At 45.1% G+C, this 13912-nt stretch carries 17 protein-coding genes; 3 read left to right on the top strand and 14 right to left on the bottom strand.

Annotation, left to right across the window (positions count from 1 at the left end; translation table 11 throughout):
* Positions 1-213: 213 nt before the first annotated feature.
* Positions 214-1446, bottom strand: a complete 1233-nt coding sequence (locus AC4EHK_RS08735; protein ID WP_490978409.1) for an MFS transporter — start codon at positions 1444-1446, stop codon at positions 214-216.
* A gap of 139 nt (positions 1447-1585) precedes the next feature.
* Positions 1586-1909, bottom strand: coding sequence for an ArsR/SmtB family transcription factor (locus AC4EHK_RS08730; RefSeq protein WP_203339970.1), 324 nt, complete (start codon positions 1907-1909; stop codon positions 1586-1588).
* A gap of 161 nt (positions 1910-2070) precedes the next feature.
* Between AC4EHK_RS08730 and AC4EHK_RS08725 the strand changes: the two genes are divergently transcribed.
* Together AC4EHK_RS08725 and AC4EHK_RS08720 are read left to right on the top strand one after the other, a co-directional pair.
* Positions 2071-2298, top strand: a complete 228-nt coding sequence (locus tag AC4EHK_RS08725; RefSeq protein ID WP_490978408.1) for a hypothetical protein — start codon at positions 2071-2073, stop codon at positions 2296-2298.
* 54 nt (positions 2299-2352) lie between these two features.
* On the top strand, positions 2353-2514 hold the full coding sequence (locus AC4EHK_RS08720; protein WP_490978407.1) for a hypothetical protein: 162 nt from the start codon (positions 2353-2355) through the stop codon (positions 2512-2514).
* Positions 2515-2590: 76 nt separating this feature from the next.
* Here the strand turns inward: AC4EHK_RS08720 and AC4EHK_RS08715 are convergent, their stop codons facing one another.
* The 5 genes from AC4EHK_RS08715 to AC4EHK_RS08695 form a co-directional block, all read right to left on the bottom strand.
* A complete protein-coding gene (locus AC4EHK_RS08715; RefSeq protein WP_490978406.1) occupies positions 2591-4594 on the bottom strand; it encodes an ABC1 kinase family protein in 2004 nt (667 codons plus the stop codon).
* 93 nt (positions 4595-4687) lie between these two features.
* Entirely contained in the window at positions 4688-5950 is a 1263-nt protein-coding gene (locus tag AC4EHK_RS08710; protein ID WP_490978405.1) for an MBL fold metallo-hydrolase, read from the bottom strand.
* A gap of 235 nt (positions 5951-6185) precedes the next feature.
* A complete protein-coding gene (locus tag AC4EHK_RS08705) occupies positions 6186-6701 on the bottom strand; it encodes a P-loop NTPase family protein (protein ID WP_490978404.1) in 516 nt (171 codons plus the stop codon).
* Complete coding sequence (locus AC4EHK_RS08700) at positions 6698-7147, bottom strand: SRPBCC family protein (protein ID WP_490978403.1); 450 nt, start codon at positions 7145-7147, stop codon at positions 6698-6700. Before AC4EHK_RS08700 ends, AC4EHK_RS08705 begins: the two co-directional genes overlap by 4 nt.
* A gap of 15 nt (positions 7148-7162) precedes the next feature.
* Entirely contained in the window at positions 7163-7615 is a 453-nt protein-coding gene (locus AC4EHK_RS08695) for an SRPBCC family protein (RefSeq protein WP_490978402.1), read from the bottom strand.
* Positions 7616-7802: 187 nt separating this feature from the next.
* On the opposite strand from AC4EHK_RS08695, the gene AC4EHK_RS08690 reads away from it, so the two are divergent.
* On the top strand, positions 7803-7994 hold the full coding sequence (locus tag AC4EHK_RS08690) for a hypothetical protein (RefSeq protein ID WP_490978401.1): 192 nt from the start codon (positions 7803-7805) through the stop codon (positions 7992-7994).
* Between the two features lie 53 nt (positions 7995-8047).
* On the opposite strand, the gene AC4EHK_RS08685 is transcribed toward AC4EHK_RS08690, so the two are convergent.
* The 7 genes from AC4EHK_RS08685 to AC4EHK_RS08655 form a co-directional block, all read right to left on the bottom strand.
* Positions 8048-8329 (bottom strand): TIGR04104 family putative zinc finger protein, encoded by a 282-nt coding sequence (locus tag AC4EHK_RS08685; RefSeq protein ID WP_490978948.1) that lies wholly within the window; start codon positions 8327-8329, stop codon positions 8048-8050.
* A 64-nt stretch (positions 8330-8393) separates the two neighbouring features.
* Entirely contained in the window at positions 8394-8615 is a 222-nt protein-coding gene (locus AC4EHK_RS08680) for a hypothetical protein (protein WP_490978400.1), read from the bottom strand.
* A 187-nt stretch (positions 8616-8802) separates the two neighbouring features.
* A complete protein-coding gene (locus AC4EHK_RS08675) occupies positions 8803-9396 on the bottom strand; it encodes a histidine phosphatase family protein (RefSeq protein ID WP_490978399.1) in 594 nt (197 codons plus the stop codon).
* 230 nt (positions 9397-9626) lie between these two features.
* Complete coding sequence (locus tag AC4EHK_RS08670) at positions 9627-9998, bottom strand: nuclear transport factor 2 family protein (RefSeq protein WP_490978398.1); 372 nt, start codon at positions 9996-9998, stop codon at positions 9627-9629.
* A 299-nt stretch (positions 9999-10297) separates the two neighbouring features.
* Positions 10298-12211, bottom strand: coding sequence for a PTS fructose transporter subunit IIABC (locus AC4EHK_RS08665; protein WP_490978397.1), 1914 nt, complete (start codon positions 12209-12211; stop codon positions 10298-10300).
* Positions 12208-13140, bottom strand: coding sequence for a 1-phosphofructokinase (pfkB, locus tag AC4EHK_RS08660; protein WP_490978396.1), 933 nt, complete (start codon positions 13138-13140; stop codon positions 12208-12210). Before pfkB ends, AC4EHK_RS08665 begins: the two co-directional genes overlap by 4 nt.
* Positions 13137-13889, bottom strand: coding sequence for a DeoR/GlpR family DNA-binding transcription regulator (locus AC4EHK_RS08655; RefSeq protein ID WP_490978395.1), 753 nt, complete (start codon positions 13887-13889; stop codon positions 13137-13139). Before AC4EHK_RS08655 ends, pfkB begins: the two co-directional genes overlap by 4 nt.
* Positions 13890-13912 lie beyond the last annotated feature (23 nt).

Below are 13912 nucleotides of genomic sequence, written 5' to 3'. Positions count from 1 at the left end.
CTTTACACCGCTGACGCCAACTGTAAAATCCGGATTTGTCTCACATGTTGCTAATCACTCCGCTGCTAAGTATGCTATCGGCACCCACAGCAAAATTCCTGCCAAATTGCTTTAGAACATCACCATTATTTATGTAAGCGTCCTCTTTCATGTCTCAATCTAGTTTAACAACACAAAAAAAACACCCAGCACTATGCTGAGTGTCAATTTGCCTTATAATCCCGAACCTTGGTATGCGGGTTTTTTTACGGTTTCTTCTTTTTGATCCAACCGGTAGCTGATAAATGCCAGTCCCGATGCAATCAGCGCACACAGTCCGCCGACCCACGACAAGTGAATCAAACTGGCGTTTGCAACTACATATCCGCCGAGCGTTGCACCGAGCGCAATTCCGATGTTAACAGCGACTGGCGTTAACGATGAAGCGAAATCTTTCGCTGCAGGAAAATACACAGCTGCCAAGTTCATCAAGTACAGTTGAATGGTCGCGTTCATGACGTAGATCATGACCGCCATCAGCATGATGCTGATGAGTCCGGCAATGGTCGATTGCATCGTAAAGAACAGCGAACCTAGGATGATGGCCTGCGCGATAAACACAAACCGCAGCTTGCTGATGCCGTTATGGCTGGCAATCTTCCCTGCCAAGACATTGCTGAGAATGGAAAATGCACCATAAGCCAGCAAGATGATGCTGATGTAGCGGGTTGGGATGCCAAGTCCTTCTTCTAAAATTGGGGTAATGTACGTGTAAACTGTGTAGGTCCCCGCAATCGCGAATGTTGGAATAAAGAATGCCAACACCATCCTCGGATTGGTTAATAGTTTTAATTGTTCTTTCGCAGAGGCTTTTTCGACCGGCAAGTGCTTCGGAATAATAAAGATGCTAATGGCTAAACTGATGACACCCAATAGCGCGGTAAACCAAAACGTCAGCTGCCAGTTCCCCAGCTGTCCAATAAATGTCCCTAAAGGCACGCCCAAGACATTGGCAATCGTAAATCCGGCAAACACCAAGGCAATCACGGATGCTTTTTTAGCTTCAGGCATCGTGTCGCTTGCAATGCTCATCGAGATGGCAATCAGCACACCGCTGACGACTGCCGTGATGATGCGCGATACGATCAACAGTTCATATGATCCTGACAACGCACTGATGACGTTGCCCACTATAAAGATGGAAATGAATAAGAGCATTAACGGGTATTTGGGAAACCGGCTGACGTAAGCGGTCAACAACGGTGTGCCGATTGCATATGCGATGGCAAATCCCGATATTAACGTTCCGGCAGTAGCCAAGGTGATATTTAGATCACTTGACACTTCTGTCAACAATCCAACGATGACAAATTCACTCGTTCCCATAACAAAGGTCAATAAGGTTAACGTAAATGCCAATACTTTTTGCTTGGTGCTTAATACATCTTCTTTCGCTCGTGCAGCCATAAAACAGTTCACTCCAACTTCATAGTTTATTTGTTGTGCATGTTCCCCATCCTTTTACACCAGTCAGGAATCTGTAAATATTGATATATCTAGAATAATCGATATGGAAAGTACACAGAGATTTGATCCCATAACGGAATCAAATCTCCTGTTTCACGAATTCTGCAATTTTAGCCAAAGTCTCTTCGTTCCGTCTGTAATACGTCCACTGGCCATAGCGTACAGCTTCTAGCAACCCTGCCTTTTGCATAAGTGACAGGTAATGCGAAACCGTGGATTGGGATAAATTGACCTTGTCCTGTATATCCCCAACACAAACGCCACCTTCGATGCTTACCTCCTTCGGCAAATGCGCTTGCTGTTTTGGGAAGTTCTTTTCAGGCTCTTTTAACCATTTCAGTATATCCAGACGGGTCTTATTCGACAAAGCTTTAAATACATCCAACTCATTTAAATTATCCATAGATGCATTGTATATCGAATAAGTTCGATATGTCAATGAACTAAGCTTAACCAACATGGGAATGGTTTTTCATTCAGTGTAATATACAACCCAACTATAGCTGGGTTTAAAAGTATGATAAGGTAAAACTATGTAAAATTCTAGAAAGGATGAGGTTCCTCGTGTTAGGAAAATTCAATATCGGTTTGGCATTGTTGGTTTTACTGGTTGTTTTGCTGGGGCTTTTCAATGATCGCTTCGCCCTTTCGCCTCAATTAATGTTTGGGTTACTTTCCCTTTCTTTCTTATCCTTTGGGGTGGAAAAGCTCCAGACTGGCATGAAGAAAATGGGAATTCTTTACCTATTTGTTTTCTTTGTTGCTTTTGGAGCTGCTGTTTCATCTTTGTAGATTTGGAATGCAGAAATTATTTACAGGAAGCCCTGATGAAAGGATGACAATCTATTGATGCTGTATTTTCTTTTACTATTTGCAGTGGTCTTTGCCGCTATTTTCCTCATCAGTTTGGTAGTCAACAAACTGGTGGGCACAAAGGGAGAGTTTCAATGGCTGGTCTCCATCATTATCAGCATTGTGTTCACCCTTCTATTTATCGCATTCTTGTAAATTATGGATTAACAAGTAAGTAAATCTGTATGAATCACCAATAAAAAAACTGCATCCCTGAAAAGGATGCAGTTTTTTAGGTGGTGCTTCGTTTCATATCGCGTATCGCCTGGATGGACAGCCTGACGAGCAAGATGACACATAAGAACAAGCCTGTGTAAGCGGCTGTATTCAAGTAGATGGCGTATTCGGTATTAATGAATTGGGCAATGGCCAGTAAGCCTGCTGACACCAATCCAAAGGTGATGCCGGACATCAGCAGCACGAATCGGGAGAACAGCTGGAGAACGAAGTTGGCATTGTGCTTATCGGAAAAGACATCGTGATGCAGAATGATTTTTCCACCTTCGATGCGCTGGATCAATTGATCTGCGCGTTTAGGCAATTTCATCATTTCTGGAATCAGCAAAGCCAGTTCTTCTTCCAAACGCTGTTTTGTTTCACGCGGTTCGGTAAACGGTTTTTTTAGCACAGCCGTTTTGTACTTTTTCGCAAAGACCTTGGCTTCTGTAAACATATCAAATTTCGGGTCTATGGTGTGCAGCGTACTGTCTAAGCTGATTAAGGACCGAAGTGCCATGCCGACAGAAGGATAAAACGCCAAGCCGAATTCGCGGACAATATCGAACATCGCGTGAATCAGTTCTTCGGTTTGAATTTTATCGACGTATGCAATCTTCAACAGCAATTGGCCAACTGCCTGTTCAAGTTTTTGGCGATCGATTTGGCTGCTGTCTTCCACCAAGACATGAATGGCGTCACAAATGACTTCTGCATCATTTTGCTGGACTCCTATGATAAACAAATTCAATCCGTCCTGTTGTGGAGCAGCGAGCCGTCCGACAGCACCAAAATCCAGCAGAATCGGTTTTCCATCCTGTTGGTCGATAAAGATATTGCCAGGATGCGGATCGGCGTGAAAAATACCGGAAAACAGCATTTGTTCAAAAAAGGAAAACAGGACGGTGCGTCCGAATTCTTTTTGGTCCACATCAAACTGGTCAAACACGGCTTGTCCTCTAGAAACACTTTTCCCTTTAAAATACTGCATAACGATCAAGTTGTCGTTGCTGTATTCCCGGTACACATGTGGAATTTTAACCGGATAATCGCTTTTCTTTAAGGCATTCGCAATTTGGATGGTGTTGCGGGTTTCGATTTCAAAATTGATTTCTTCCCGCAAGCCATTTGCAAAACCAACCGCCAGTTCGCGGAATCCAATATTTTCGGCCCATTTCGATTTGCTGGCTACCCAGTCAGCAAATTCGACCAAAATATCCAAGTCATTGCGCATAATGCCTTTGACTTCAGGCCGCAGCAATTTAATGACGACGTCTTCCTGGGTTTTTCTTAAAACGGCCCGGTGCACCTGGCCAATTGAACCGGCAGCCAAAGGTTCCATATCAAATTCCGAAAAAACATCTTCAACGCTCGCCGATAACGAGTTCTTTAAAATCGCCGTTACTTGCTCACTGGACAGCGGTTTGACATCCTGCTGCAAGGTTTCCAATTCTTCGATAAAAACCGGAGAAAACAGCTCTGTGCGCGTTGACAATACTTGTCCGAACTTGATAAAGATCCCGCCGCTTTGTTCCAGCGTGTCGCGAAACGCAATGGCAAAATCCCGGTTGCTTTCCCGATGGCGGGCATACCGGATGGTCCGTGAAAAGCCGTTTCGAACGGCAATTTCCAGCACCTGGCTCAGGCGTTTTTGACGTCGCCACCGATGACGCAGCCGGTGGTAAATAAACTTCTGGCCAGTGATGCGTTCTCCCCGTTCCCCGAGTTCAATGGGGTCGAAGAGCTCAAAAAACAAATAAAACAGCATCGAAATCAGCAGCATGCTGCCAATCCAGATGAGCGAACTGGCATCCAGAACGGCGAACACAATATTTTCGCTTAAAAAATCCGTGTAGCGCAAGTAAGAGTACCAATAAACAAATGTAGTCAAACTCACACCCAACAAGACCGAAAGAATTCGTTTAGTGAAATTAACTTTAGATCCCATTAAACGCCCACTGACGTAATAAATGAATAGCGCCACGACAAACAATTCCAGCAACATTATGAAAAAATTCATGGAGGGCATTTTTTCTTCAACACCAATCCTGACCGGCAATAACCCGGTTTAATTTCTTCAGTATACCAAAATTTTGCCAAATATTCTTTCCCATCATTTGCTTGGTTTCACAAGGTCCGGCAACTTCTGGATGAGGTCGTATAAACCGACCGGATATAAAGTTGTTTCATCCAGCGCCAACTCTTCCAAACTGACCCATTTTGCCTGGGTGACTTTGCTGCCTTCTGTGACGTCAAACTGCTCGCTATCGAGTAAGCGGGCATCTTCAAATTCAACTTCATACACAAGGGTGATTTCATGGAAGACCTGACTTTTTAATGCGAAGATGTTTTCCACCACATCCAAATAACGCACAATGTGGATGTCGGTCCCGATTTCTTCTTTAAACTCTCGTTTTAATGCACTGGCGGAAGGCTCTCCCAGTTCAATGGTGCCCCCGAGCGGCCGGTAAAAAGGACCGGATCCTCCTGAATGAGCGGCAAATTGCTGTTCGAGCAGAATTTCATTGCCTCTTCTTAAAATCCCCAAGGTATTGGCCCGGGGCTGCAAATGCCGAGCCATTTTAGCATCGTAATCCGCAACAACAGATGAAACAATGTGGCAGGTATCCCATTCCCCTTCTGAAAACGGGACGATGGGGTATGTTTTTTGAAAAAGCTGTTGATTGATGTCGCGTGGGTGCAGCCCTTCTTTGTAAAGTTCGATAATGTCTTGCTGGAGGCTTTCCAAATGCGTCAATTTTTGTTCGAGCAGCATGCGCCCGTTTTCCAAAAAGCCCGCATGGCTGCAAAACACTGATTGAAATGGCAATGCCAATAAGGTGCGCAAAGATGCCGCGATGAGCGAGACGGACTCGCTTTTCATCATGACGCGTGTTTTTGGCGATACAAACAAATCACCTGCAAACAAACGCGCAGAGTCTTTGTGAAATAAAGCCACGTGGTCCTCTGCATGGCCAGGCGTATGAATAACTTGCCAATCGAGTGTGCGGGAGCGGATTTGATTGCCGAGCGGACGAGCTTGAAACGCTTTCCGGTTGCCCCAAGTGGTTTTCCGATAAGCTGGGTAGTCTCCATCTGCTTCAAGCACCTCAATGCCCAGTGGATGGATATAAAACGGAATATCCTGATTTTGCTGCAGCCACGACGCATTACCAGTGTGGTCTTCGTGATGTTGTGTCAACACTACTTGATCAAATGAGTGGTTGTTCAAAAAATCTATCAGCTCTTCTTGCAGTTTTTCAGCGCCTGTATCGATGAGCATCCCATCTACTAGATAGACAAATACTTTGCTGCCGGTTTCTTCAAGAACACCTTCCACGCACAAGACTTGCTCTTTTTCATAAACCTTAATCACATTTGATTCCCCCTGCCTGTAGTTGTCGAACTATGTGTTTTTTCTTAATGATACAAAATTTAACAGTCTCCTGCCATCTAGAACTTTTTTAAAACCTAAATTTTTAGCACAAAAACTCTCTAACTTTTTGTGTTGATTTATTTGCAGAGTTAAATCTATTTTTTTGTTGATAGCGTTTTTGATTTAAAATCTAATACCTTATGTAGTTATTTACATAGTAAAAGGTGAAAAGAAATTAGGCACGGTTTTTAGCGATTCGTGCCTTTAGCGCTTCGATTTGCTTATTGTTTGCAAGCACTGCGGTTTTGTCTGGCATCGTTTTCAGTTGCTGCAACAATTGCACTTTTATGGTTTCTTCAAAATAACGGTTCCACCCAAACATTTTTTTGAGCATAACCAGGCTCGGTCTGTAGTTGGAAGCCTCCTTCCCCACCTTCTGCTTCATGTACCGTAAAACAAAACGGCAGCTTCTTGTGTGGTACGGAACATCTAAAAATACAACAAGGTCCGCTTCTTGAAAAGCTTTTTTCGTCCATCCGATATGCACCCCTTCGATGATCCATTCATCTTGCTTGGTCGCTGAAATAAACTGTTCGTCTCTGGCAAGCTCCGTATTGCGGACATCCCCGCCTCGTTGCCGCTGCCAGACAAAATTATCTGTTTCAAAATGCGGAATAGCCAATTTGGCTGAAAGCTGCCGTGCCAATGTGGTTTTGCCGCTCCCTACGGATCCAATAATATAGATTTTCACGCTTCGGCCTCTTCTGCGACCCGTGCCATCAGATCCTCCACTTCCTGCTTGCTGCTGTTTTGCTGATCCAGTTTCAGCAAGGTGCGCCCGACCAGATTTGCCCCTGTAGTAGAGCCGCTATAGACAAATAAGGTCTTTTCGTCATCTATGCGGGAAAGCACAAAGCTCAAGCGAATATTAAATAACCCGGCCGCGACAAACCCGATGTCTTTTTGCTTTTGCACGGGCGTATCGACGTAAGCTGTGATTTCCATGACGTAGTTGACTACTCGTGGGCCGATTCGGTTTTGCTGAGCGTATTTAGAGCCGACTCCATTCGGCGGCCCTTCAACCAACTGATGCTTTTCCAGCTGCGGCATAATGGTCTGCAGCCGCTCATCTGAGAACAAATCCCATACTTTTTCAATCGGTGCGTTGATCACGCGTTTCTCGCTCCACTGGACCATCCTAATTCCCCCTGTTTATAATTTTAAGGCTTCGTCCTGCACCCGCTTCATAAATGCCGTGACAGTTTGCTGACGCGCCTGTTTGCTGCCAGACAGCAGCATGGCTTTGCCCATCAAGCCTTTTCCTTTATTGGTTCCCTCGTAAATGAATTTTGTCCGGTTTTCACCTTCTTTTAGAAGTGTAAACGAATAAAAGACATGAAAGCTTTGCCCCATGTCGAATTGGGTTTGCTTGAGCTTCTTATCCGGCAAATCTTCATAGCCGACTGTTTCAATAATATAGGTTTGCAGCTGGTTGCCTTCATGGTAGCTTTGGGCATGTTTGGCGCCTAGTTGATCCGGGCTGTTTTCAAGCAGAATGTGTTCTTCCACTTTCGGCATAAGTTTTTGGATATTTTCATCTTTGAACAAGCTCCAAACCTTTTCAATTGAAGCATCGATCATCATTTCCTCTTTCCATTTAACCATTTCTATTTCTCCTCTGCATCTGACTGTCTCTTTGTTATTATCCCATGACAGCGTCGAACATTCACGCCTCATTGTCTCGGTTCGTAGGATCGATGGGATTTTACCGTTGTTAGCTTGCCTGTGTAGACAAAGGCTTGAATTTATCGCCAGCATGTCTCTATAATGAGAAAAGAAACGGAGTGATTGAATGAAGACTGCCACTATTTTGATTTTGCTCATCGTCCTGATGCACGCAATCACTGCAATAAATACGTTGGTTTTTAACGGCGTGCTGGCTGATTTGGTTTTTTGGTTTAATTCAGCTTTATTTATGGCAGCACTGGCCATTTATGTATATCGCTTAGATAAAGACAAGGCAGCTATTGAGAAAAAAGGATAAAATACACCCCGGTTTGAGAAGCTCTGGCTTTTCAAACCGGGGTGTATTTTATATCACCAAAGCGGTTCTTGCTCGTTTGAAAGTTTGATAGTAAAAGGAAGAAGCACCGATAAGAAAACAACGAGCAAAATTCCTAAACCACTATACATTGCCATGGATAAATCAAAGAGCGGACCTGATGCTAATAGGATTACCAATGGGATCATATAGAAGAAATAGGGGCCTTTTCTTGATTTCATAGAAACATATTGCCTCTTTTGGCAAGATGAGCATCGTTTGCTGCTTTTAACCCCCATTTTGAATGTCTCTAACCAACTCCATTGGTAATTGGTAATTGCAATTTTGGCAGTTTGGCATGTTGCTCACTCCTTTCACTCACGCTTCTATTGGCAACTAGAACTATGCAGAATCCCACTTTCTCTGGGTAAGATAAAGAATGCCCAATACAGTTGGTGGGATCATCGGCAGAAGAGGACCTAAATGATTAAAGAACAAGAGCGGAGCTAATAATGCGCCACCACCCGATAGTGTTAGCGCCAGCGACTTATTCTTCATGCCACGGAACACCATAATGATACCCGTTATGCTTAGTATGGTGAAAAATAAGATAAGCCAATCCATTCTACTCTCTCCTTCCTATCCGTCTATCTTCATTGAACAGAATGTTCCGTCAATCCTTCTTGATTTTAGTGTAACCTTTTTCCAGTAAAAATCCAAATGTCCCTTTTCCTTGAAAAAAACAACTAGACTGACAGAACTTAAATCTGTAAGCTAGCTGTTTAATATTCTTATATGAAAGCTAAAAAATTTAAATCTGCCGCTGACTCAGTGAAGGCTCTAAATGGCTCACTTGGTTGTAGTTTTGAATAACCCAATGGTTTTGATCAAATTGAATGTGGCTAAGGCAAGCATTCAATAAGCGTGTTTTACCGGAGCCGATTTCTCCGGCCGACAACTTCGCCAGAATAGCATTGATAACCCCTCCGTGGGAAACCAAGAGAACGCGCTTGTTCGGATAACGGTCATGGATGATTTTCAGCCCCACTGCTAAGCGCTCATGGAAAAAATCGTTGTCCTCTTGATTTGGGTAAAGCCGGTCCGGAAAAGTTAAAGCCCGCTCTTCAAAAGTCAGCCCTTCAGCGTCACCGAAATGTTTTTCTGCAAACTCTTCCATTTCGACGAGCGGCAGATCCAAAATTTCATTGACAATTTCAGCGGTACGACGCGCTCGCTGCAGTGGACTCGTAATAATTAAGTCCCAGTCAGAAGCGGTTAAATATACCCCGCATTTTTCAGCTTGCTGGGCTCCGATACTATTCAAAGGAATATCGGTTTTTCCCTGGATCTTCCCCAATGCATTCCAATCCGTTTCACCGTGGCGAATCAGGCAAACGATGGTCATATAAAGTCACTCCTCGAATTATGGATATTGTTTTCATATTAGCACAAATGCTAAATCAACTCACTCGAGAAGTTTGTGCACTCTTCTTAACTTAATAACTGATTTTGAACTTATTTTTTATTCCTTATGTAAATTGTTACATTTATTAAACTCTCCATCGTTTATCTTTTATTTAGTATTTTTACCCGCAAAAAAACCCCAGTCTTCAGCTGGGGTTAAAGTTTATTCTGTCACTCTTTTATTTCAATGACGAAAGTCGTCAGTTCTTTGACTTTTTGTCCGCTTTCCGCGTCCATTACATAAAAGTCACAATAAGCGTAAACTTTTGGCTCATCTGCAGTTCCCTTCTTTTTCATCGTCCCTTTAACTGCTGCTTGCCCATTGGCAGCAACAGAAAGATCAATTACAAAATCGACATCCTTATAACCGTCCTCCACACCAAATGCAGCGTCAAGAAAAGCTGATTTTCCGATGATGGGTTCTGAACCGACAATGGTCCACACCACATCCTCTGAAATATGTTCTTCGATAAATTGTCGATCTCCGTGAAAGAAAGCCTGATTGAAGTGGCAGAAAAAATCCGTGTTTTTTACCATGTTCATTGCCAGCAGCTCCCTCCGGTCGTATTATTCCTTTCTAAAATTTGTACCTTGCTTGATCACTTGCCGTCAAATGAAACACCCGATGAATCCCTCAGGTTCCCCCTTGTATATGATGATCGGCTTTTTCACCTCTTCCCCCTCTTTTATCCCTGTATGGCTTCAAATCCGCGGCTCCAGCTGTAATTATTCAATACCCAAATTCAATGGAAATCAGACGTCATTCTCCTCTTCTATGAAATTTTTTTCGTTTATTCAAAAAAAAAACCGTTTCAGGATTTTGGTCCTGAAACGGTCGGAGATTATGCGGCTACTGCCACACGTTTTTTCAATGTACCAGCTACAAGTGCAGTGACAACCGCACCGGCTATAATGGCCACAGCATACATCAAGATACTGCCAACCCCGCCGTCAACAAGACCGACAACAAAGATGCCGCCGTGAGGAGCGCGCAGCCCGATGTCAAACAGCATCACCAAGGCTCCAGTGACGGACGCTCCTGCTACTGTAGCCGGAATGACACGAGCCGGATCGGCTGCAGCAAACGGAATCACACCTTCTGTGATAAAGCAGGCACCGAGGACGTACGCCGTTTTGCCGGCTTCACGCTCCGGTTTGGTGAATTTGTTTTTAAACAACGTCGTAGCAAGTGCCAAACCAAGCGGAGGAACCATTCCGGCCGCCATAACCGTTGCCATAAAGTTGAAGTTTTGCGCATCCAGCATTGCAATGCCGAATGTATAAGCTGCTTTGTTGATTGGACCACCCATATCGATCGCCATCATGCCGCCAAGCAGCAATCCGACAAGCACCAAGTTCGTGCCGCCCAAGCTTTCAAGGAAAGAAGAAATCGCTGTGTAGACTTTCGTCAGCTGTGGATTCACAAGCATCATGACAATACCCGTAATGGCAATGGCAAAGACCGGGTAGAACAAGACCGGTTTCAGGCCTTCCAAGGAATTTGGCAATCCGGAAAATACCTTCTTAACCCCAAGCGTTACATAACCGGCAAGGAAACCAGCGATCAATCCGCCGAGGAATCCGGAACCGCCGTTTGCTTCTTCAACACCGGTAACCGTAATGGCAATCAAACCACCGATCATACCTGGCGCAAATCCGGGCCGATCAGCAATGCTCATGGCGATAAAGCCGGCAAGGACAGGAACCATTAAGAAGAAGGCATTGCCGCCGCCGATGGTATTAAGCATGGCAGCGAATTCGTTGTATTCAGGGCTGTCTGGATTTGAGGCGTTGATGCCCCAGAAAAATGAGATGGCAATAAGGATACCACCACCGACCACAAACGGCAGCATATTGGATACACCGTTCATTAAGTGCTTGTAAAATCCGCCTTTGGTTTCACCCGTATCGGCTTCGTCTTTTGATTTGTCGTGCTTGTAGGTCGGTGCATCACCCGTTACAGCACGGTTCAATAAATTGTCCGTTTCGTATATCGCTTTGCCGACGCCCGTTTGGATGACCGGTTTGCCGTCAAAACGGCTCATTTCGACTTTCGTATCTGCCGCAACAATAATGGCATCCGCTCCGGCGATATCTTCCGCAGTCAAACGATTTTTGACACCGCTCGAGCCATTGGTTTCCACTTTTAAAGCGATGCCCAGTTCTTTGGCGCGTTCATTTAGTTTCTCAGCCGCCATATACGTATGCGCAATGCCGGTTGGGCAAGCGGTAACCGCTAAAATTTTCTTTTGAGTGCTATCAACCGGAATATTTTCCGCTGCTGTTTCCGGTTCTTCCACAGAAGCCTCTTTCGCAGAGACTACTTGGAGCACTTCCTGCTTTGACTGAGCGGCAAGAATATTGGCTCGGAACTTGTCGTCCATTAAGAAGGTCGCAAGGCGTGACAGCGCCTCCAAATGATCGTCATTGGCGCCTTCGCTTGCGGCAATCATAAAGAACAAGTTAGCCGGCTGGCCATCGAGCGATTCAAAATCAAGTCCGTCAGTTGCACGGCCAAAAGCGATGGCTGGTGATTTTACTGCAGAAGATTTGGCGTGCGGTATCGCGATGCCGTCTCCGATGCCGGTGGTACTTTGGCTTTCACGCTCCAAAATTGCGGCCGTGAATGCACGTTTGTCGGATAATTTGCCGGCGCGGTCCAATTTGGACGCCAGTTCTTCCAGCACTTCTTGTTTCGTTGTTGCGGAAAGATTCAAGATAATGGTTTCTTCTGTTAAAAGTTGAGTGATTTTCATAGTGTCACATCCTTTTCTTCATATGGGTAAATCTGTACTTCCTCCAGTAATTTCTCAACGTCTTCTTTGCGGCATAAATCTGATCGGAAGGCCGTCGCACTGCCGCTTGCAACGCCGTAGCGAAAGGCCAGCTCAGAATCTTGGTCTGTCGCGTAGGAAGCGATAAAACCAGATACTAGCGAATCACCTGAACCAACGGTATTGACAACAGTCCCTTGTGGCGCCTTCGCAATCAACGCCGTGTCTTTTGTCACGAGCAGCGCCCCGTCTCCACCCATGGAAACAACTACATGTTCCGTGCCCCGCGCCACCAACTTGTTGGCGTAATGGAAAGCATCCGACAGACTGGCAATTTCCACACCAAACAATTCACCCAGTTCCTGCTGGTTGGGCTTAATGAGGAAAACCGGCGTGTCGATCAGGCTTTGGAGTGCCGGTCCAGACGTATCAAGTACGAAACGGACTCCGTTCGCCTGACAGATTTTCGCCAGTTCCAAAAAGTAAGCTGCCGGAATCGAACTTGGCAAGCTGCCAGCGAGAACAAACCAGTCACCGCCATTCATCTGGCTTACTTTATCGGTCAATGCCTCAAGCTGTGCCTGATTGAGTTCAGGTCCTGGACCGTTCAGCTCGGTTTCCTTATCAGACTTAATCTTAACGTTGATGCGGGTAATTTCAGCCGTTTGAATAAAATCTGCATCGACGCCTTCATTTTTTAAAAACTCTTCTATAAAACTGCCAGTAAAGCCTCCAGCATAGCCAAGTGCTTGATTGGAAATGCCCAAACGCTTTAGGACGCGGGAAACGTTGATGCCTTTCCCTCCCGGGTAGTAGTAGACCTCTTCCGACCGATTCAGTTTCCCGCTTTCAAATTCGGGTACATATACTGTGTAATCGATGGAAGGCGTAATCGTACAGGTGTATATCATGGTGTCACGACCTTTACTATTGTCTTTTTTTGGAGCCCAGCATTGGCTTCTTTGGAAATTTCATCTACAATTAAAGTGGCGCGATCCAAATCCATAATTTTGGCGAAACTGATTTTATGGGATTTGGAATGATCAGCGAGCGCATACGTTTTGCGTGCCAAGGAACTGGCCAGCTGTTTGACGGCTGCTTCTTCGGGATCCGGCGTCGTATAGCCATAGTCCGGATGAAACCCGTTTACGCCCAGAAAACAGACGTCAAACCGATAATTTTGCAAAGCTTGGATCGTGTGGGAACCGACAAACGCGCCCGTTCGCGGCTTCATCAATCCACCCGTTAAATAAGTGGTGATGCCCTGTTCGTTAAGTGCTTCGACGAGCGTCAGCCCGTTGGTCACAACCACCAGATCCTTGTCTTTCAAAAATGGAATGAGTTGAAAGGTTGTGGTGCCGGCATCCAGGAACACACTGTCTCCTTGTTGGACGAGCGAGGAGGCATATTCTGCGATCCTGATTTTCGCTTCCAGAAACCGGGTGGACTTATCGGAAATGCTGGGTTCCATCAGATTTCGCCCTGGCAGGATTGCACCACCGAAAACGCGCTCGAGTTTTTGCGATTGCTCGAGATCGGTCAGATCTCTTCGGATGGTTGATTCCGAGACACCTGTCGATTCCACCAGTTCTTGTATTTTGACTGTCTGCTTTTCTTCGAGCAGCCCCAAAATATAGGCATGCCGTTCGTTGGTCAGCAAGTTATCACCTACTTTTAATAGAG

This window comes from Planococcus sp. TJ-307 (assembly GCF_058268435.1).
The sequence above is the reverse complement of the archived record's forward strand: the minus strand, read 5'-3'. Positions and strand labels throughout refer to the sequence as shown.